Genomic DNA, 19370 nt, shown 5'->3' with positions numbered 1-19370 from the left:
CTGCAAAGTTTCACATAATCCCCGGAGGGATGGGCATTCTAGTCCCGAGGTGATTTGGATGGATCCACGCCGCGCAAGACAACGGGACCCAAAGCAGCCCGACAAGGAAGAAAAGCCCATTTCAGCGGTCTATCCTGTGATCGACAACGACCTGGCCCGGGATAATATTGAAAACGACATCCCGGCTGCCGATCTGGAGGACCTCTGACCAGGCGCAATCACAAATGAGGTGTGTGAAATGGATCACAATGACTTGCCTCTGGGGTTCGGCTTTGCCCTGGCCCAGAACCCGGAGGCTATGAAAACCTTTTCCGATCTCCCGGAATCCAAGCAGTCCGAGATCCTGCAAAAGGCCCGGAACGTATCCTCCAAGGGCGAGATGCAGTCTCTGGTCAACACACTGTCCGCCCAGGGGTAAGGAGGAGTCCGCATGGCAAAAAAGGGAATGGCCCGTCCGGAGTGGACCCATACCAAGCCACATAACGACCTTCCCCCCGTCCCACAGACTCAGGGCAAGGCACGGCACGGCAAAAAACACGTCAAGCCCATCGTCAGCGGAACCGGTAGCCCGGAGCTTCGGGTCTATCACAGTCCGGAGGACGGCGGCTCCTCCCCCGGGCTTTGACATGGAAACCCACCGCTTAACAGTCTCCCGGCCGCCCCAGCGCACAACAACGGTATTCTTTGAGATATGACAGCTCACGGCGGTTTTGCCGTGTACAAACAAGACCTCCTGCCGCGGCTTGATCCCGCGACAGGAGGTCTCGTTTATTATGGTGCGTTTTTACCGGACCGGTTCCAATCTGCAACAGGTCCTTTCAGGCATGGCCCGTGCGCTTACATTACGTTACAGCGCGCGGGAAGCCGGGAGCGATGGGAACAAATTACTTGTCCACACCCACAGCCTTGCCGTCCTGACGGGGATCGCCGATGCCGTACAGAGTGCCGTCCTCCATGAACATGATGGACTGCATGGCGCCGGAAGCGGCGGTCTTGATCTCGCCGTGGCCCATCTCAGTCAGAGCGGCCGCGGTTTCCTCGGTAACAGCGTACTCCTCATAGCCCTTCAGAGCCTTCTCATACTGGAAGTTGTTCTTGTTGCTGCAGTTCCAGATCTTGGGCACGCAGACAGCAGTCTTCAGATCCATCTTGTGGTCGATGACGCGGGAGATGACCTCAGCAACACCGGAGAAGATGCGGGAACCGCCGGGAGTACCCAGGACCATGAAGGGAGAACCGTCTTCCTTCAGAACCACAGTGGGAGACATGGAGGACAGAGGCTTCTTGCCGGGCTCGACCTTGTTGACGGACTCGGCGTCGGTGGAGAAGTCGTCCATCTGGTTGTTCATCATAAAGCCGCAGCCCTTGACCATAACGCCGGAGCCAAAGTAGTAGTTGATGGTCTTGGTGATGGCAACGCAGTTGCCGTCAGCGTCGGCGATGGAGAAGTGGGTAGTATCGGTGTGCTCATAGGGGCTGGGATCGTCGGGAGCAGCCACTTCCATGGCGGTGTCCAGGTTGATGGACTTGGCACGCAGGTCGGCGTAATCCTGGCTGGTCAGGCCGCCCAGAGGCACGTCGGTGAAGGCGGTGTCGGCCATATACTGGGCACGGTCGGCAAAGGCCAGCTTGAAGGTCTCGGCAAACAGGTGGCAGTACTCAGGAGAGTTGACCTCCAGGGCACCGACATCAAAGTTCTCCAGAATGTTCAGGATCTCGATCAGGTGGGTACCACCGGAGGAGGGAGGCGGAGAGGAGATGATCTGATAGCCGCGATACTCGCCGGTGACGGGAGTGATAGCCTGGGCCTCGTAGTTGGCCAGATCCTCCAGAGTCATCACGCCGTCATACTCAGCCAGACTGTCAACGACAGCCTGAGCGACCTCGCCGGTGTAGAAGGCGTCGGCGCCCTCGTCAGCGATCTTTTGCAGGGTCTTGGCCAGGTCGGGGTTGGTGATGACGTCGCCGGCCTCGTAGGGCAGGCCGTTCTCGTCCCAATAGACCTTCTGCATCTCAGGGAACTGCAGGGCGGTCTCATAGGCGTCAGCGATGGCGTTGGCGCAGTACTGAGACACGGTGAAGCCCTCGGTGGCGATGCGGATGGCGGGCTCCATGACCTCCTGACGGCTCATGGTTCCGTAGTTGTCCAGCATGTACAGCAGGCCGGCGACCTCACCGGGCACGCCGGAGGCCAGACCGCCGGAACGGGTGTTGCCGTTGCTCTCGCCGTTGGCGTCCACATAGAGATCCAGAGTGGCGGCCGCGGGAGCGACCTCACGGAAGTCGATGAAGTAGTTCTCGCCCTCGGCGGTGTGGATGGTGGCCAGACCGCCGCCGCCCAGACCGGAGGTAAAGGGCTCGCAGACGCCCAGAGCAAAGCCCATGGCCACAGCGGCGTCGACGGCGTTGCCGCCCTTCTTCAGGATCTCGGCGCCTACCTGGGACACCTCGTACTTGGAGGCAACAGCCATAGCCTGGCTGCCGGTGGCGTCGCGGCCCTCGACGATGCGGTTGCCGTCGGCGTCCACAGTCTCAAAGCCCTCTACGGAGTAGGCCGGGACCAGCTTCGGCTCTTCGGGCTCGGAGACAGCGGGAGTGGAGCTGCTGGAGCTGGAGGCAGGCGTATCCTTGGGGCCGCAGGCGACCAAGGAAAGAGCCATGGAGGAAGCCAGCAGGAGCGCGCACAGTTTCTTGAGTCTCTTCATTTTTGTTTCCCCTTTCTTATTGTGGTATTCATTTTACCATCGGGCGGCATATAGTAGGCATCTATAAACCGCCGCGTTTGTAACAAGGGAGGATTGCGTTACAGCAGGAAGCTGCCCAGACGGGCGCCGCCCAGCTCGGAGGGGTCGGCCTCCAGGAACAGCTCGCTGTAACCGGGTACGCCGCTGTAAACAATCGCGCTGTCGGGATTGGCGTTGTTGTAAGCGGTCACATACTCATAGATACCCTGCAGGTGCCGGCCGCAGCGCTCCTCAATGGGATGGCCGTTCTCGTCCCAAGGCACGTACAGCATACCCAGGCCCTCACTGATCAGGTAGCATTCATCCTTACCACCCAGTACCTGCTCCACAGTGGTAGCGCCGCGCAGACGACCCTGAGAGGCATTGGCGGTCTCCATGAGGAAGGCCATGGTGTCGGTGTAGTCGCCCAGCTCGCGGTGAGTCAGGCCGTGGAAGTTGGTGGGAGACTGCTCCAGAGCCATGTTGATCCCGCCCAGCAGCAGGTTGATGCAGCCCTCGGAGGCGATGTTCATGGCGTTCTGGTGGGCCACGGTGGCGTTGATAACGGGATACTCGGGGGAAGCCTCATGCAGGTCGAAGGTAATGCCCACGTTCTCCGCGCGGATCAGCTCGGCCACGCCGTAGGCCATCTTCTCGGTGAGGTTGCCGTCGGGACGGCCGGGATAGGCGCGGTTGATGTTCCGGGTCTCGGAACCGGACAGCTGCTGACCGGAGGGGTAGTGGATATACACGTCGGGGTCAGGCCACTGGTCCACGGGGTTGGTGGCGCGGGAACCATAGCGGAAGGTACGCTCACCGCTCTTGGTCTGCAAGGTGAAGTACTGCAGGTTGCCCTCGCCGGGGTCGTTGTGGGTCATGGCGCTGTGGTTGGTGTAGGGAATGACATAGACCGTCCCCTGCTCCACCACGGCGTTTTCAATGAAGGTAAACGCGGACATATAGCCGGAGACCTCATTGGCGTGGGTACCGCCCAGCACCAGCGCGGCGCCTCCCTCCTTCTCGCCCTTCAGGACATAGACGGGGGTGTCGCCATTGGTGCCTTTCAGACCGTCGAACCAGTCAGACAGCATCTTGACCTCGGTGACGCTGGGACCCTTCTCAGGCAGGGGAACGTCCCTGGCGGCCAAAAAGTTCATGCTGGTAACGATCATGATGGCCACTGAAACCGCCAGACAAATGGCGGCGGAGATATAATTCTTCTTAGTCATGTTCACCCTCCTCACTTGATCATCAGGGCGCGCAGGACCAGGGGGATCAGGACCATGGCACAGTTCAGCTGCATGGTGAGCTTCTTCTCAGTGAACAGGTTCCAACCCACCAGGCCGATTACGAAAACAACGATCAGTCGATAGATAATAGTAATCATCTTTTTGCTCCTTCCGATTAACCGAGAATGATGAAGGGCTCAAGGGTATTGGCAAAGACAATGAAGAGGATGGCCCAGATGATAACGATCAGGCAGGGCAACAGGCACTTCTTCAGCACGGGGGTGTACTTCTCCATGCCAACGACCTGGGCGGCGAAAATACCGGCCAGAGCGGTGGGGGGCATCATATCGCCCAGAGAAGCGATCAGGGACAGGGCAGCGGCCACGATGATCTCCTCCTTGGCCAGGAAGGACAGCAGGAAGGGCACGCCCAGCACGCTGGCGGAGCCGAAGGAAGACACGGCGCCGAACAGGGGCATGGACACGGACATGGCGATGTAGCGGCCCCACTCGGGCAGGCTCAGGCAGCTGGTGACGATCAGGCCGCGCACGCCGGTCAGGGTCATGATCTGGATGAACATACCAACGCCCATCAGGATGCCCATAACGGGCAGCACGCTGTTGACAGAGTCCTTGGCAACCTTCAGCAGGTTAATCTTATAGCCGGTGAAGCAGCCCACAGCGGCAGAGATCAGGAATACCAGAGGCATGCCGATGGAGAAGGCGGGCACTACCTTGGTCAGGACCATCAGCACGATAGCCAGGACCAGGGGGATGTAGACCTTCAGGCCAAACTTTTTACGGGAATCGGTGTTCAGCTTCGCCTGGACCTCCACATAGTTCATCTTCTTGACATACTTGTAGCCAAGCATCAGAACGAACAGGGCGGCCAGAGGGAAGGTCAGCAGGGCCAGAGGCAGCTCAAAGCCGCTGTAAGGGATGTCGATACCGGCGCCGATGATCATGGCGGGGATGTTGGTGGGAGGAGCGATCATGCCCAGGATACCGCCCATAGCCAGGATAGAAGCGGTCTCCAGCATGGGAACGCCCATCATCATCAGCACAGGAGCCATGATGGAACCGGCGGACAGAACGGAGGCGGTGGAAGAACCGGTGATCATGCCGGGGAACATGATGATCAGCATGATCAGGCACAGCATCAGAGCGGGCATCTTATGGAACCGCTCGATGATGACGGAAGAGATGGCGTCCAGGGCGCCGGACTCCTGGATGACCTTCATAAAGATCATTGCGGTGGCAATGACCAGAATGGTGTCAACATAGGAGAACATACCCTCGACCATGTGACGCAGGGCGATACCCTGTCCACCCACCAGAGAACCAGCGATCGCAGAGAGGACCATGGAAATGCTGACGGGCAGCTTTGCCAAAAAGCAGCCCAGCAGGAACACGGCGACCATTGCGATGAAGGTGAGAAGCTCAGTACTCATCAAGATACCTCCATGGTTGTTTTGATCGGGACGGCCGGCGTGCCGGCCGTCCTTGTGTACAAAATTACTTGAACGCGGCGGGCAGGACGGTGGTCACATCGCTGATGCTGCCAATAACGTCCATGGGGATACCGGCGCCGGCGCAGATGCCGGACATCAGGCCGTCCTCGTCGCCAGCAGAGACCACGATGGCGTAATCAGCCTTCTCAAACACGGGGGTAATGAACTTGTCGGACAGGTCGCCGCGGCGGGCCTCACCGCCGGTGTGCATGGCGATGATGGACAGGCCGGCATCCTTGGCGCCGGCCATCAGCTCCTCCAGACGAGCCAGCTCGCCGTCAGCGTCGATGCCGGCAGCGCCCAGACCCTTGGAGGAGCCGCCAACCACAACGATCAGGGTCTTGGCGTCGCCCAGGTCGGCGGAAGTAGCCAGATTGTTGATCTCATAGTCCATGCCCAGCTTGCCCATAACGGTGCCGATCATCTGATAATCGGCGCTCTGGCCGCCGGAGGTGACCAGAATGGGGGACTCAGCAAACGCCTCGGTCAGGCCGGCGACCTCGCCGGCGGCGGAAGCGCTGGCACCGCCGTTGGAAGCGGCGGGCTTCTTGTCGCCGCCGCAGGCGGCCAGAGAGGCCACCATAGCGACGGCCAGCAGCAGAGCAGAAATCTTCTTAATCATGGTTTTTGTTCTCCTTTCTGATACACAGGTGATTTTCTTGCTGCAAAGGTTTTATTGGGACCGGAGACGGCGCCGAACGGCGCCGTCTCCGGAAAGCCAAATGAAATTGGGAATTGAACCGTTCCGGATCAGAAGCCGATGGCCTTGCCGTCACGACGGGGATCAGCACCGCCCCGGATGCCGTTGTCGGTGAACAGGATGCCCTGAGCGCCGCCGAAGTACAGGTTCCACGCGCCCTTATCGTCAACAGCGTGGCCCTGAGCCTCCAGAGCGCCGATGGCGTCGGCAGTGGGAGCGTTCACACCCTCAGACTCATAAGCAATACCGGACTCGCCGCCGTTATCCCAGATACGGGCGGTGTCAATGGCTTCCTGGATGTCCATGCCGTGGTCGATCACGTTGGAGATGACCTGAGCCACGGTGGGCCAAATGCGGGTGCCGCCGGGAGAGCCGACAGCCATGAAGGCCTCGCCGTTCTCGTCCAGAACGATGGTGGGAGACATGGAGGACAGAGGCTTCTTGCCGCCCTCGAGGCAGTTGACAGACTCAGGATTGGTGGAGAAGTCGTGCAGCTGGTCGTTCATGATGAAGCCGTAGCCGGGGATGGCGATCTTGCAGCCGAAGAAGCACTCGATGGTCTGAGTGACGGAAACGATGTTGCCCTCGGCGTCAGCCACAGAGTAAGCGGTGGTGGAGTTGCCCTCATAGGCGAAGGGATCGCCCTTCTCCCAGGACTGAGACTGGTCGGTGATCTGGTCGGCGATGGTCTTGGCGTAGTCCTTGGAGGTCAGGCCGGTCAGGGGGACGTCAGCGAAGGCGGTGTCGGCCATGTAAGCAGAGCGGTCGGCGAAGCAGGCCTTCAGAGCCTCAGACCAGACGTGGATGCTCTCGGCGCTGTTGACGCCCATGGAAGTCAGGTCATAGTTCTCCAGAACGTTCAGGACCTCGACGATGTGGGTGCCGCCGGAGGAAGCGGGAGGAGCGGAGATGATCTGATAGCCGCGATAGTTGCCGGTGACGGGCTCACGGATGACGGGCTCGTAGCTGGCCAGATCCTCCATGGTCATGACGCCGCCGTAGGAAGCAACGGTGTCAATGATGGCCTGAGCAACTTCGCCGGTGTAGAACGCGTCCTTGCCGCCCTCGGCGATCTTCTGCAGGGTAGCGGCCAGATCAGGGTTGGTGATGACGTCGCCGATCTCGTAGGGCATGGAATCCTCGTTCAGGTAGTAGCTGCCCAGAGTGGTGAAGTCGGTGACCATGTAGTCATAGTAGTCGTTCATGGCGCCGACCAGAGTGGCGCCGGCCTTGTAGCCCTCGGTAGCCATGTCGATGGCGGGCTGAATGACCTGCTGGCGGGTCAGCTTGCCGGAGCCGTAGTGCTCCAGAGCGTACTCCATGCCGGCGACGGTGCCGGGAACGCCGGTAGCCAGACCGCCGATGTGGTTAGCGTTGCCGTTGTCCTTCACGGCACCGCTCTCATCCAGCCAGGTGTAAGCGTCCTGGGCCATGGGAGCGACCTCGCGGTAGTCGATGACCACGTCCTCACCGGCAGCGGTGTGGATGGTCATGAAGCCGCCGCCGCCCAGACCGGAAGCGTTGGGCTCGCAGACGCCCAGAGCATAGGAAATGGCAACAGCCGCGTCGATGGCGTTGCCGCCCTGCTCCAGGACCTTCAGGCCGGCCATGGTAGCGTACACGTTGGCGGTGGTAACCATGCCGTTCGCGCCGGTATCGTCACGCTCGGTCAGCTTCAGGTTGCCGTTCTCGTCGGTAGAGGACCAGACGTCGTCCTCAGGGGGCGCAACAGGCTCGCTGACCGCGGCGGAACTGCCGGCGGAGGAGCTGCTGGTACCCGGGGTGGTCTTGGATCCGCAAGACACCAGGGAAAGGGTCATCGCCAGAGCCAGAGCCAGAGCTAAGTACTTCTTCATTCTTTTACCTCCTATTTCATCTCTTTATATTTGCAGTTGGCGGACAGGTCCGCCAAGTTCTGCCCTGAAAAAAGAATAAAATTGCCCAATATGTACCATCTACTTACTTAGATTATAAATTTTACATGGCCGGTCCGTCAATTTTTTCTCTTATTTATTTCTTCACTGCGATGATTTTCTCTGTCTGATGGATAAACGCTTTAGCAATCTCCAATTTTCTCGCCTGCACAGACGTTTTTTCTGTGCAACATGCCCAAGGGAAGTAAAAAAAGAGAGGGTGCCCGCCCGTTTTTCTTTTACAAACGTCGGTTTTTGACCCTCTCTGGCTCAATTTATTTAATTTTAACACATTTCCTCTGCTTCCGCAAGTTCTTCCGGAAGCTCCACCGATATTCGGGTCCCCTCCCCCGGAATACTCTCCATACGGATCTTCCCGTTCATGCGGTCGATCACATTTTGTACAAACGCAAGACCCAGTCCGCTGGACTGGCGGCCCGAACTGCCCCGGTCCCAAATGGTCTTCATCTGTTCCTTGCCGATCCCCGTGCCGTTGTCCTCCACGGTAAACAGGATCCCATCGCCATGTTCCATCCGCTCCACCCGCAGCCAGATCTCCGGCGTCCGGTCCTGCGGCATGGCCTGGGCCGAATTCTGGATCAGATTGATCAGGACCCGGGGGAACAAAAAGCGGTTGGCACAGATCACAGCCTCCGGGATCTGGTTGTCCACATGGAGGTAGGCCGCATAATCGTTGACTGAGCTTTGGGCCAGGGCCACTCCCACCAGCTCCTGGGTGGTGATGGGCGACTGCTGGTCCTCATACAGGATCTCGGAGATCATCTCGCTCATCCGTTCCACGGTGTTCTCGATGTAATCCAGATATTCCAGATCATCAGCGCGCGACTCCGATTCGCACTTCATTTTCAGCACGCCCACCAGGGTCTGCACCGCCGTCAACGGGGACTTTAAGTCATGGACCAGATACTGCATCTCCTGATAGGTGCGGTTTTTCATCTCATTCAGCTGGGACTGGACCAGGATGGCTTGGTTTTGCTCCTTCAGGCTGCTCAGCTGCCTCAAATTGTTTTCATCCCGCAGCTGGAAAAAAATCACCAGGGTGAAAGCAAGAAACAACAGCATGCCTGTCAGCGCCGCCACATTCAGCACAGTCTCCCCTTCCAAAATGACGGCAGCCAGCTTGATCTCCATGGAAATCTCTCCCCGTCCCACCGGAAAGCGGTCCATGGCGGGCATCACATCCAAAAACTGAAGGGCAGTCAGAAACAAAATGATGAGGCTGGCTTTTTTCACCAGAGAAACATAGCGGTAATCCATCTTCCGAAACAGCAGCACGAAAAAAGACACCAGCATGGCGGGGATTCCGAAATCATAGTGGATCTGGTGGATGGCGCCGATCCCCCGGTAGGTCAGCAGCACGATGACCATGATCAAAGGCACATTGAGCAGCCACACCTTGCGCTCCTTCCATCGAAACTCCACGGATTCTCCAATAAAGAACGAGCCCACATAATGAGGGATGCCGCGGATGGAGTTCAGGGCCACCAGCTGAATGGCAGCGGCCAGCAGGTCTGTCTTTTCCGCCATACGCAAAGCCCGGCGGATGGAACGCAGCACCGCGAAATTATGCACGTTAAAGAACAGCGGCATAAAAAAGCTGATGACGATCAGGATCACGCCGATGCACAGCTCCTTCGTATTGACGGAGGCAAGCCGGAGCGGCAGTTTTTTCCAATTCTTTTTCAAGGCTCACTGCCTCCCCATACCATTCAGCGCATTTCATAATACTCCAAAACATACTGAACAAATTCCAGTTGATTTTGCACCCGCCGCGCCAGCGGCTCCTCACGATAGGTCTCCACGGTGACCGTAGGGATGCCCAGCATCTCCGTCACCGTCTGGTTGATGCTCCCGGCCGGCGGCGAGCCGTACAAGGTCAGCGCGCTCCCGCACAGCTCCCCCGCCTCCGAAGCCAGCAGCGCCTCAAGGATCAGGTCACCGATCCCATCCAGCGATTGGCAGATCAACGAATTCCCCAGTGCGTCCCGGTCGCCCTGCTTGGAGCGCGCCTCATGCAGATCCAGAACCAGATCGGGCTGCTTGTCCTGAATGTCAGTAAAAATGGCATAGGCAATGCGCTGAGCGTCCCACCCCTCCGGATCGCCCGGAAAGCTCCGGTTCAGATCCCGGTCCGATTTGGTCTTCCGTTGGTCCTCCCGGGCTCCGTAGAGATTGGCGGGGCTGACGATATAAAGGGTCCCCGCCTTCAGCGTGGCCTCCTTCAGCAGGTTGCCCGCCCGCCAGCCGGCCACCTCATCCCCGTGGACCCCGGCCACCAGGTAGACCGTGGGCCCCTCCTCCGCGCCCCGCAGGACACAGACGGTGTTTTCCTCCTCCGTACCCTCCAGGAGCGGATACTCTTCCGCGGCGGTGTCAAACCGCGCTTCCAGACAGCCTGCAAAGTCCTCCAGCTTCCACTGGTCCGGCTCCGCCTCCAGGCCGCGTTTGGCGCAGCCGGCCGCCGTTCCGCAGAGGAGCAGCATGCTTAAAAACAGAGCGATAGAGCGGCGTACCATAACAAACTTCCTCCTGTGCCCTTAGCTCTTCAGGCGGTATTTCTGCTTGGGACGGCCCACTTTTCCATAGCTCTGGCTGACCTCCACCCGGTCCTGAGAGACCATGTGCTGCAGGTAGCGGTAAGTCGTCTGATAGGCCAGGCCGGTGCGCTGGGAAATGGCCTCCACCGTAAGAAATTCGTCGCTTCCCTGCAGCGCTCCCTCGATCAGCTCCAGAGTGGTCAGGCCGATCCCCTTCGCAGTGGCCACAGGAGCCCGCTCCTCCTTTTTGTCCTTGAGACGGCGGTTGCTGTCGATTAGGCGAATGTGGAGCCGGATACGGCTGATGATGTCCGGGACCTTGATGGGCTTGAGCGCAAAGTCGCTGGCGCCGGCTTCGATAAACTGGTCGGCCACTTCCTGGCTTTCGTCAATGGTAAAGACGATGATGGGCACCTCTCCATCCAGTTCCCGGATCATCCGCACCCCCTTGACTCCGTTGACGCGGGGCAAATGGTAGTCGATCAGCACCAGATCCGGGTGCTCCGAACGAAACAGCTCCAGCCCAGACGGCACATCTTTGGCGGACACAGACTCCCATCCCTGAAATTGAAACACAGCGCGAAGGGCGAACAGGATCTGTTCGTCGTCGTCTATCATCAGAATCTTTAATTCTCTGTCTGACATAGGGCCTTATCCTCCCATTTCTGTCTTTTCCGCTTCCCCCAATGGGGGACGGCCCGGTTCCGGACGGCGCCGGACCCACAGGCACAGCGCGAGAAGCACGGCAGCTCCGCCCAGGCCCGCCCCGATCCATCCCTTCTCGTACCGGATGGAGCTGTACGCCGCGGACTGGCCGATGGGAGGCCAGATCAGCGGATCAAAGGGCATACTGTAATCTGCCATAAGCTTTTTGATATTCAACAGATTCACCACCGGCAGGCCGCGGCTCAAATACCGCTGGACCAGACCGCTGGAATCGTCCAGCCGGACCGCTCCGGCGGAATGCAGCACCCCTTGCCCCAGGGATACTCCGCTCTCTCCCAGACCCAGGGAGGTCACGTTGCCGCCCACGGCGACAAAGCAGTCAATGGGGCCTTCCCGCTGGTAGAGTTCTTCTCTCCACGCGATATTCGCGGCAAAATCGGGCTGTTCCACCAGATCCAGACCCGCTTCCTCCAGACGCCGCTTTATGGGAGCGACCAACTCCGGGTCCATGTCCTCCCCCACGTCATGATAGCCGCCCAACGTGACCGCCGCGCTTTTGGTGGCGATCAGCCCGTCCCGCTCCAGGCGGTACATCATCTCCGGAAAGGTAAGCTCCGGATGATTCGCGCCGTAAGTAGATGCGCCCACGGACGAGATGCAGACCAGCCGCACGTCCATGCTTTCACAGGCCGTCACCACCGCCAGATCCATCCCCGGAAAGGAGCCGGAAAAGCCGGCGCCCACCGTGTTGCCCGGGCGCACCCCCGCCTCATACAGCATCCGCACGCACAGCGCCGCCATGTCCGGCCAGGCCGTGGTGCGCTTGGCCTCCAAAGCGCCCTGGGTGGTGGTGATGCCGGTATAGGGCAGGCCGATCATCCCCGTCTGATGCAGGTCCTCCCCACTCATGGGAATGCCCAGTTCCTCCTTGTAGCCCCGCACCGCCTCAAAACAGGCCTCCAGGCGCTGGACAGCTTCCACCTGCGTCTGGTAATATTCGTTCCGCCCAAGCACGGCGCTCCGATCTGCCAGCACCGCCGACGCCGCCAGCAGCACCAGAGCGGCCGCCAGCAGCGCCAAAACTGTCTTTTCCTTCTTTCTCATGTGGGGAACACCTTCATTCCCCGCCACATCATCAGCAGGACCAGGACCCCCACCACCACCGCCAGGGACAGCATGGACTTCAGAACCCCCTGCTTTTCCACCTCGTTGGCAATGATGCCGGGCACCAATACGCCGATCATGCCCGGGTCATAGGGCAGGATCCCCGAGCCGACGATCAGCGCGTTGATCAGAAAGGACAGCAGGATCAAAACCGCGAACCGCCGCCGCCCGTACAAGATCATCCAGCGAGCCAGCAGCCGGGCCACCCCCCAGGCCAGCAGCGCGATCAGAAGGGTATAGAGCACCCGGCCGGGCGTCTGAAGGGAGAGCGCGATATATCCCGGGACCACCAGTCCGGCCGGAGACAGGCCGGTCAGTTCGGAAAAGAGCAGGCTGAGCGCCACTCCCACCAGGACAACTTCATGGTACATATTCCTCCGCCTCCTCTCGCACGCGCTTCATCACCTCATGTCCGGGACCGGCCACATTGCCCACCGCGAAGACCACGCTTTCCGGGAAAACCCGGTCCAAGGGCAGCTCCGACGCCCGGGAAAAGCGCCGGATCTCTGTCCGGGGCGCCCTGCGCCGGATGATCCGGGCCATGGTCAGCTGGGACGCGCCCAGCAGCCACACCTGAGCGGGCTGCAGCCCACCGGCCACCATCGCCATGTGCTCGGTCCGGTAACCCCGGTCCGGGCGGTTGTTGATCAGCAGGATCAACTCTTTCTCCGCCCAGCCATACTTCCCCGCCAGACGCTGAAAGACCATTTGGGTGGACTGGGGATCGTTGATGGACATGCCGTTGACAAACACACCACCTCCAGGCAGCCGGTGCAGGGACAGCGCGTAGGGGTCCCGCTGATAATGGAGCATCCCCTCCAACGCCACAGCTTCCTCCACGCCCAGATGACAGCAGACCGCCAGCGCCAGCGCCAGATTTTCCGGAAAGTCAAAGTCCGGCTCCGTTCCACTGGGAAGAGCCAGCTGGGTCCTGCACCCGATCCCCGCGGCGCTGCGGCTGAGCCGGGGATAAAAAGCCTGATCCGCGGTGAACATCCATCCGTCCTTGGGGATGGTATTGGACAGCGAATCGCAGATCTCCTCCAGAGTCCCGCCCATTTCCTCGGTATGGTCCAGCCGCACGTTGGTGATGACACCCACATCCGCCCGCACCATACGGTGCTGCGCTACCTTTTGCAGGGCCGGGTCCACCGCCATACACTCCAGGACCAGGACCTGCGCGCCCTCCCGGGCCGCCTGGCGGAGAATCTTCAACTGCTCTTTGATGTTGGCGCGGCCCCGGCGGACCAGAGGCCGGGCCACGCCGTCCGTTCCAATGGTCATGGGAACGGTTCCGGTGGTCTTGCAAAAGACCTTTTGTCCCCCCGCCCGCAGGCCGGCGTCGATCAAACGGGTCACCGTGGATTTTCCGCGGATGCCGTTGACGTGGACCACATGCTCCAGCTTTGCCCGGTCCTGTAAGGCCCGGCGCTGCTCCAATGCCAGAAACACCAGGATCACTGCCAATAAAGCAGCGGCAATCACAGCCATGGTCCACTCCCTCTTTTCGACAAAAAATTTAAGAAATTGTAACAGAAGCCTACCACATTTTCCGGAAAAAGTAAAGCCGCTCCCGGTTTCAAGGGACGCGCCCATCACACGGAAGCAGGAGCGCCTCCGGAACACGGCCGTCATCCCCGCCAGACGCGCGGAGGGAGCCTTCGGCCCGCCACGCTCCGCGGCATCAAAAACAGGCTGCCGAAAAACCGGGCCGTTTTCTCCTCGGCCACGTTTTCGACAGCCTGAATACCGCCTGACAGGCGGTCCTTTTTCCCGAAGCCTCTACCTGCTCCCCTACAGGATGATGCAGATCAGCCCGCCGGAGCCCTCGTTGATGATGCGCTGGAGGGTCTCACGCAGCTTGGCACGGGCGTCCTCCGGCATCCGCTTCAGCTTTACGTTCAGGTCCTCGTTGACCAGCTCGTGGAGGGATTTGCCGAAGATATTGGCCTCCCAGATCTTGCTGGAGTCCCCCTCGTACTCCTGGAGCAGGTAGTGAATCATGTCCTCGCTCTGCTTCTCGCCCCCCACGATGGGAGACACCTCGGTCTCGATATCCGCGCGGATCATATGGATGGACGGCGCGCTGGCCTTCAGGCGGACTCCGTACCGCCCCCCCTGCTTCATGATCTCCGGCTCCTCCAGTACCAGGGAGTCGATGGAGGGCACCACGATGCCATAGCCCGTCTCCTCCACCTCCTTCAGGGCGTCGGCCACCTTGTCATAGGCCGCCTTGACCCCCGCCAGCTGGGTGAGCAGGGCCATCAGGTCCCCGTCGTCCCCGATCTGGAACCCGGACTGCTGGGACAGGGTCTCGTAGAACAGGGACCGCGGCAGCTCCAGGGAGGCCACCGACAGGCCGATGCCCAGGTCGATGGAGGTGATCTGGGCCTGGCTGACCACCTCGCAGTCCCGGAAGGAGGACACCGCCCGCTCCACGTCCCGGATGCGCCGCAGTTGGCCGGTCCCCTCCCGGATGGCGGCGTACAGCACCGACTTGATGGGGTGCTCCTGGGGCAGGGCGTCCACCCAGGGGGGCAGATACAGGTCCAGCTCCTTCATGGGGAACTCGTAGAGGACGTCTTTCAGGATCTCGTGGATCTGCTCCCGGCCCAGCTCCAGACAGTTCACCGCCACACAGGTCACGTCATGCCGCTGGGCGATGTCAGCCCGGATAGCCTGGGCACGCTCCGAGTCAGGATAGGCCGAGTTGAGCAGGACCACAAAGGGCTTGCCCAGCTCCTTCAACTCGGAGATCACCCGCTCCTCCGGCTCCTGATAGTCCTCCCGGGGGATGTCGGTGATGGTGCCGTCGGTGGTGATGACCACGCCGATGGTGGAGTGCTCCGAGATCACCTTCCGGGTGCCGATCTCCGCCGCCTCCGCCATGGGGATCTCATGGTCGAACCAGGGGGTGGTGACCATCCGCTCGCTCTCCCCCTCCAGCTGGCCCACCGCCCCGTTCACCATATAGCCCACGCAGTCGATGAGCCGGACCCGGAAGGTGGCTCCGCCCTCCACCGTCACGCTCACCGCGTCCTCCGGGACGAATTTGGGCTCCGCCGTCATGATGGTCCGGCCGGAGCCGCTCTGGGGCAGCTCGTCCCTGGCCCGCTCCCGGCGGTACACGTTGTCGATGCCGGGAATGACCAGCGTCTCCATAAACCGTTTGATAAAGGTGGATTTTCCGGTGCGGACCGGCCCCACGACGCCGATGTAGATGTCGCCCTCGGTCCGGAGGGCAATATCCTCATAGATTTTGCGGTCTTCCACTGCGATTCCTCCTTCGGCCTCATTTGTCAGCCGGTAGTTTCTCTATCATTCTATTGGGATAAGCAGTGGAATATGACACGGAAAAGTCCGGATCGCCCCTGGGGCCCGGGCCGCTCCCACACTGATATGATGATAAACAGGACCTGCTGCAACATGCCCAAACGCTCAGCCATCCCACGGAAAATGGCCGCCCCGTCGGGCGGCCACTTTACTCAGGGATCTATTTTGTTCCGGATGGACCGACAGTCTAGCCGGCGTCACATGGGCAGAATGTTCAGCCGGTCGATTTTTCCATCCTCCGTCACCGAAGACAGATATGCCACCGCCGGCACCACGCGCCCCCGGTATATGATAAAGTACCAGGCCACATTCTCTTCCATGAATTTCACCCCGCTGATGGGGAACGGGCCGCCGTTCATGCCGAACTTGTGATGGAACATCATTTCCACGGCCATTTTTCCGGACAGGTGGAGGGCGTCATCCCCCACCAGGGTCCAGGAGGAATCGTGCAGAATCCCATCTTTGTCAAACAGGTCGGCCAAGGCGATATGGTCTCCCCGGCGCATACAGTCAAAATATTGCTCCAACAACGTCATATGTCTCTCCTCCTATCAAAGCCGTTCAGAACGCATCAGCGCGTCAATGCCGCCGTCGACAAAGAGGACCACGCCGTTGATGCCGCTGGCCCTCCGGGACGCCAGGAACGCGATGGCGTTCGCGATCTCCTCCGCCTCCAGGAACTCCTTGGTCCCATAGCGGGTGGGGATCGGGATCATCAGGGCGAAATTCCTCTGTTCCTCCGTCATCCCCCGCGTCATCGGCGTGGAGGTATTGCCCGGTGCCACGGCGTTGATTCTCATGCCGTCCACCGCCCAAGCGGGAGAGACCCGTCGGACCCAGCGGGCTAAAGCCCGTTTGGATGAGCTGTACACGCTGGCTGCCTGCTCTCTGGGGATCATCCGGGCCAGTTCCAGGCCCCGTTCCTTGTTGCGAAGGTTGGTCAGCAGCTCCACCCAATCCATTCGGACCGTATCGTTGGTGATGGAGTTGGAAGACGTCATCACACAGCAGCCCTTTTTCTTTTTCAACAGGGGGCGCAGCCCCTCCGCGATCTCGATGCCGGCATAGAAGTTCAGGGCGAAAATCGTTTCCGGCGGCGCGGTCGGCCCGACGCCGGCGTTGCTGATCAGCCCGTCGATCCCGTCAGGATACCGCTCCTCCACCGCCTTCAGGGCAGCACGGACGCCCTCCTCACAGGACAGGTCCGCTTGAAAATCTCCCCCCTTGTAATCGATGTTGAATACCTCATGTCCCCAATCTTCCAGCAACAGCCTGGTAGCCGCGCCGATTCCGGTGGTGCCGCCAGTGATGACATAGACGCCCATGTTCTGTATCCTCCTTTTCTGATTCGCAATCTTAATTATGAAATTTTTATCTATCAATCTTGCATTTCATGCTATTATCATAGCCACGATATTTTAAAATGTCAAAGGATATTTTTTAACTTTTTCACTTTGAAAATTATTTAATTCCATCAATTTCTTTGTTTTATAAAAAACGGAATTTATTTTATTTTTCTTTAAATACTTTGTTTTGCAATTAACAATGTACTTTCGTTCATTTTCAGAGTATAGATCATCATTCAACAAGCAGGCCGGAGCGCCCGTCTGACAGGGACAGGCACTCCGGCACGTTTTCCGCCAATATTCCGTTATCGGGTGCTGGGGATCAGGAGCATCTTTCCTTCTGGGATCGTCTCTTCCTCCAGTTCATTGGCCTGGAGGATCTGCTGGGTGGTGGTGCCGTAGGCCTTGGCCAGCTCCCAGATCCCCTCCCCCGGCGCCGCCAGACGCAGGACCACCGAGGGACTGGGACCCGCCCCCTTGGACCTGGGACCGCCCAGCCGTGCCTCCCGCACCGAGGCCGCCTGGGTCCGGCAGACGGTAAGACAGTGGAACTCCAGGGTGAACCGGACCTCCACGCCCCCCGCCGCCGGAGCGGCAAAGACCTCACCGGGACAGCGGCAGGCACAGGAGCAGCGGTAGCCCTCCGGGCTATCCAGGGGACGGCTGACGGAAATGGTCCTCCGGGCACAGCGGACCTGGCTGTTCTCGTCCAGATAGAGGACAGTCACCCAGGCCTCGGCGGTGAGGACCAGCCGCTCCCCCTCCCGGCTTTGGGTCACCTGGCCCAGAGTCAGCCGGCTGTCTATGACGCCGCGGACCAGCTCCCCGGTCTCCAGCAGCTCCCGCACCGCCTGGGGGCGGACAGACTGCTCCCCCAGCTTCCAGAGGGGCTGGACCTCGCTGTCCGTTTTCATCTCATAGACGGTGCTGTACAGGTCCTGGAGCAGCGTCACCGGCCGCCGGCAGCGGATACCGGCCTGCGCCAGCAGGTCCAGTTCCACGTTCAGGCTACCCCCGTCGGCCAGATCGGCCTCCCAGGTCAGGTCGGTCAGCTCCACCCCTACCTGGCAGTCGCCGTCCTCCCCCACGCCGGACACCTCCATAACCTGGGAGAAGGTCAGGGACTCGTGGCCGGAGGTCAGCGTCCCGTCAACCTCCTGGAGGAGCATGTGGAGTTCCACCGCCCCCTTAAAGATCATCTTACTGCCGATGAGCTTACTCTCCGTACACATAGGCTGGGCCCACAGGGCCATCACCCGGGGCGTGTCCCCCGGGCCGGAGGGCAGCCGCACCTGTTCCTGGAATGTAAAGGGTTTTTCCTGCACAGTAGCGATCTGGTAAGTCTCTCCCCGGAACTGGCGCTGACAGACGCCGGCGCCCTCGCACTCCAGCACGCCCCGGCAGAGGGCGTGCCGGGTAGGCTGGTAGGCGGTGATATCCACGGCCAGATCCACCCGCAGCAGCACCTTTCTGGGGTTCAGTGCCCGGGCCTCGGCGCTGCGAAGCCGGGGCGAGGCAAAGACAGTGCCCTCTGCCGCGAATCCCGGCGCCTCCGCCTGGCAGGTAAAGGGCAGCCCCACCTCCATCCGCCGCAGGCCGGCGCCCTCCTCCGGCTGGTACAGGATGGCCGCCTTTACGATCCCCGAAACCAGGGCGGTCCCGTCCTTTGCCTGCTTTCCGGTCAGTACCGCCTGGCCGCATACGTCCACGATGCGAAGAATATCCGGACAGGCGTCGGGGACGATGCTCTCCAGGGTCTCCTCCTGGCACAGGGTCACCTCCGCCGCCGTCTCATAGCAAATCATGGTCTCACGATCAAATTCCAGTTCCATGGTCGTTGTCCTCTCCCTTATCACAGTGTCCTATCAGTTCTGGCCGGGGGCCCGGGCTTTGTGACACTATATGGCCGGGAGCGGGAATGTATTCCTGTTTCCTTACTTGAGACCGAACACTCTTCGCAGCAGGCCCCGCAGGCATTTGGGGGAACGTACCACAACGATACCCATGAAAACGCCTCCCCTCCCTCATAGACTGGCCGTTTCCGGCTGCCTCATTCTATGGGTGATGGGGGACTTTTGACACAGACGGGCGCGGGTTTTTCATCCGGGGAACGGTTGGTAGCCGCCGGAACATATAAAAATTCCCGAACCAAACGGTGAACAGGTCCAGTAAAAACGGACAGTGACAAAAGACCCCCTGATGTAGGAAAATAGACTACGTCAGGGGGT

Annotated in this window: 19 protein-coding genes; 3 read left to right on the top strand and 16 right to left on the bottom strand. The window is 60.1% G+C overall.

Features of this window, described 5'->3' with window-relative positions:
• The first annotated feature begins 58 nt into the window (after window positions 1-58).
• Genes I6E39_RS07560 through I6E39_RS07550 form a run of 3 tightly spaced genes read left to right on the top strand, consistent with a single transcriptional unit; the run spans window position 59 to window position 625 of the window.
• Window positions 59-208, top strand: a complete 150-nt coding sequence (locus tag I6E39_RS07560) for a hypothetical protein (RefSeq protein ID WP_235381000.1) — start codon at window positions 59-61, stop codon at window positions 206-208.
• A gap of 30 nt (window positions 209-238) precedes the next feature.
• Window positions 239-418 (top strand): hypothetical protein, encoded by a 180-nt coding sequence (locus I6E39_RS07555; protein WP_235380999.1) that lies wholly within the window; start codon window positions 239-241, stop codon window positions 416-418.
• Window positions 419-430: 12 nt separating this feature from the next.
• Complete coding sequence (locus tag I6E39_RS07550; RefSeq protein WP_235380998.1) at window positions 431-625, top strand: hypothetical protein; 195 nt, start codon at window positions 431-433, stop codon at window positions 623-625.
• Window positions 626-884: 259 nt separating this feature from the next.
• Here the strand turns inward: I6E39_RS07550 and ggt (I6E39_RS07545) are convergent, their stop codons facing one another.
• From ggt (I6E39_RS07545) to I6E39_RS07470, 16 genes are all read right to left on the bottom strand, one after another.
• Window positions 885-2705, bottom strand: a complete 1821-nt coding sequence (gene ggt / locus I6E39_RS07545) for a gamma-glutamyltransferase (RefSeq protein WP_235380997.1) — start codon at window positions 2703-2705, stop codon at window positions 885-887.
• 98 nt (window positions 2706-2803) lie between these two features.
• Window positions 2804-3952, bottom strand: a complete 1149-nt coding sequence (locus tag I6E39_RS07540) for a M14 family metallopeptidase (RefSeq protein WP_235380996.1) — start codon at window positions 3950-3952, stop codon at window positions 2804-2806.
• An 11-nt stretch (window positions 3953-3963) separates the two neighbouring features.
• Window positions 3964-4110 carry a hypothetical protein gene (locus I6E39_RS07535; protein WP_235380995.1) on the bottom strand — a complete coding sequence of 49 codons (147 nt, stop codon included), beginning with the start codon at window positions 4108-4110 and terminating at the stop codon, window positions 3964-3966.
• A 17-nt stretch (window positions 4111-4127) separates the two neighbouring features.
• Window positions 4128-5402, bottom strand: coding sequence for a TRAP transporter large permease subunit (locus I6E39_RS07530; protein WP_235380994.1), 1275 nt, complete (start codon window positions 5400-5402; stop codon window positions 4128-4130).
• A 64-nt stretch (window positions 5403-5466) separates the two neighbouring features.
• Window positions 5467-6084 carry a DUF6305 family protein gene (locus I6E39_RS07525; RefSeq protein ID WP_235380993.1) on the bottom strand — a complete coding sequence of 206 codons (618 nt, stop codon included), beginning with the start codon at window positions 6082-6084 and terminating at the stop codon, window positions 5467-5469.
• Window positions 6085-6212: 128 nt separating this feature from the next.
• Window positions 6213-8018, bottom strand: coding sequence for a gamma-glutamyltransferase (gene ggt, locus I6E39_RS07520; RefSeq protein WP_235380992.1), 1806 nt, complete (start codon window positions 8016-8018; stop codon window positions 6213-6215).
• A 342-nt stretch (window positions 8019-8360) separates the two neighbouring features.
• Complete coding sequence (locus I6E39_RS07515) at window positions 8361-9782, bottom strand: sensor histidine kinase (protein WP_235380991.1); 1422 nt, start codon at window positions 9780-9782, stop codon at window positions 8361-8363.
• A gap of 23 nt (window positions 9783-9805) precedes the next feature.
• A complete protein-coding gene (locus tag I6E39_RS07510) occupies window positions 9806-10612 on the bottom strand; it encodes a M14 family metallopeptidase (protein WP_235380990.1) in 807 nt (268 codons plus the stop codon).
• A 21-nt stretch (window positions 10613-10633) separates the two neighbouring features.
• Entirely contained in the window at window positions 10634-11278 is a 645-nt protein-coding gene (locus I6E39_RS07505; RefSeq protein ID WP_235380989.1) for a response regulator, read from the bottom strand.
• 6 nt (window positions 11279-11284) lie between these two features.
• Window positions 11285-12403 (bottom strand): poly-gamma-glutamate system protein, encoded by a 1119-nt coding sequence (gene pgsW / locus I6E39_RS07500; RefSeq protein ID WP_235380988.1) that lies wholly within the window; start codon window positions 12401-12403, stop codon window positions 11285-11287.
• Window positions 12400-12834, bottom strand: a complete 435-nt coding sequence (gene pgsC, locus I6E39_RS07495; protein WP_235380987.1) for a poly-gamma-glutamate biosynthesis protein PgsC — start codon at window positions 12832-12834, stop codon at window positions 12400-12402. The genes pgsW and pgsC overlap by 4 nt, the downstream gene beginning before the upstream one ends.
• A complete protein-coding gene (pgsB, locus tag I6E39_RS07490; RefSeq protein WP_235380986.1) occupies window positions 12824-13954 on the bottom strand; it encodes a poly-gamma-glutamate synthase PgsB in 1131 nt (376 codons plus the stop codon). Before pgsB ends, pgsC begins: the two co-directional genes overlap by 11 nt.
• Window positions 13955-14257: 303 nt before the next feature.
• Window positions 14258-15736: a stage IV sporulation protein A gene (spoIVA, locus tag I6E39_RS07485; protein ID WP_235380985.1), complete on the bottom strand. Its 1479-nt coding sequence runs from the start codon at window positions 15734-15736 to the stop codon at window positions 14258-14260.
• 257 nt (window positions 15737-15993) lie between these two features.
• Entirely contained in the window at window positions 15994-16332 is a 339-nt protein-coding gene (locus I6E39_RS07480) for a hypothetical protein (RefSeq protein WP_235380984.1), read from the bottom strand.
• 15 nt (window positions 16333-16347) lie between these two features.
• Window positions 16348-17121, bottom strand: coding sequence for an SDR family oxidoreductase (locus I6E39_RS07475; RefSeq protein ID WP_235380983.1), 774 nt, complete (start codon window positions 17119-17121; stop codon window positions 16348-16350).
• Between the two features lie 326 nt (window positions 17122-17447).
• A complete protein-coding gene (locus I6E39_RS07470; protein ID WP_235380982.1) occupies window positions 17448-18974 on the bottom strand; it encodes a DUF3794 and LysM peptidoglycan-binding domain-containing protein in 1527 nt (508 codons plus the stop codon).
• Between the last annotated feature and the right edge of the window lie 396 nt (window positions 18975-19370).

The organism is Pseudoflavonifractor phocaeensis (assembly GCF_021531375.1).
Classification (GTDB): Bacteria; Bacillota; Clostridia; order Oscillospirales; family Oscillospiraceae; genus Lawsonibacter; species Lawsonibacter phocaeensis_B.
This window is presented reverse-complemented; position numbering and strand designations above follow the sequence as displayed.

Excerpts from the sequence above, each read along its gene's own strand:
- I6E39_RS07525 (WP_235380993.1), bottom strand. The coding sequence starts at position 6,084 with ATGATTAAGAAGATTTCTGCTCTGCTGCTGGCCGTCGCTATGGTGGCC.
- I6E39_RS07535 (WP_235380995.1), bottom strand. The coding sequence starts at position 4,110 with ATGATTACTATTATCTATCGACTGATCGTTGTTTTCGTAATCGGCCTG.
- ggt (WP_235380992.1), bottom strand. The coding sequence starts at position 8,018 with ATGAAGAAGTACTTAGCTCTGGCTCTGGCTCTGGCGATGACCCTTTCC.
- ggt (WP_235380997.1), bottom strand. The coding sequence starts at position 2,705 with ATGAAGAGACTCAAGAAACTGTGCGCGCTCCTGCTGGCTTCCTCCATG.
- I6E39_RS07555 (WP_235380999.1), top strand. The coding sequence starts at position 239 with ATGGATCACAATGACTTGCCTCTGGGGTTCGGCTTTGCCCTGGCCCAG.
- I6E39_RS07530 (WP_235380994.1), bottom strand. The coding sequence starts at position 5,402 with ATGAGTACTGAGCTTCTCACCTTCATCGCAATGGTCGCCGTGTTCCTG.
- pgsB (WP_235380986.1), bottom strand. The coding sequence starts at position 13,954 with ATGGCTGTGATTGCCGCTGCTTTATTGGCAGTGATCCTGGTGTTTCTG.
- I6E39_RS07540 (WP_235380996.1), bottom strand. The coding sequence starts at position 3,952 with ATGACTAAGAAGAATTATATCTCCGCCGCCATTTGTCTGGCGGTTTCA.
- I6E39_RS07510 (WP_235380990.1), bottom strand. The coding sequence starts at position 10,612 with ATGGTACGCCGCTCTATCGCTCTGTTTTTAAGCATGCTGCTCCTCTGC.
- I6E39_RS07475 (WP_235380983.1), bottom strand. The coding sequence starts at position 17,121 with ATGGGCGTCTATGTCATCACTGGCGGCACCACCGGAATCGGCGCGGCT.
- I6E39_RS07470 (WP_235380982.1), bottom strand. The coding sequence starts at position 18,974 with ATGGAACTGGAATTTGATCGTGAGACCATGATTTGCTATGAGACGGCG.
- I6E39_RS07505 (WP_235380989.1), bottom strand. The coding sequence starts at position 11,278 with ATGTCAGACAGAGAATTAAAGATTCTGATGATAGACGACGACGAACAG.
- pgsC (WP_235380987.1), bottom strand. The coding sequence starts at position 12,834 with ATGTACCATGAAGTTGTCCTGGTGGGAGTGGCGCTCAGCCTGCTCTTT.
- pgsW (WP_235380988.1), bottom strand. The coding sequence starts at position 12,403 with ATGAGAAAGAAGGAAAAGACAGTTTTGGCGCTGCTGGCGGCCGCTCTG.
- I6E39_RS07560 (WP_235381000.1), top strand. The coding sequence starts at position 59 with ATGGATCCACGCCGCGCAAGACAACGGGACCCAAAGCAGCCCGACAAG.
- I6E39_RS07550 (WP_235380998.1), top strand. The coding sequence starts at position 431 with ATGGCAAAAAAGGGAATGGCCCGTCCGGAGTGGACCCATACCAAGCCA.
- I6E39_RS07480 (WP_235380984.1), bottom strand. The coding sequence starts at position 16,332 with ATGACGTTGTTGGAGCAATATTTTGACTGTATGCGCCGGGGAGACCAT.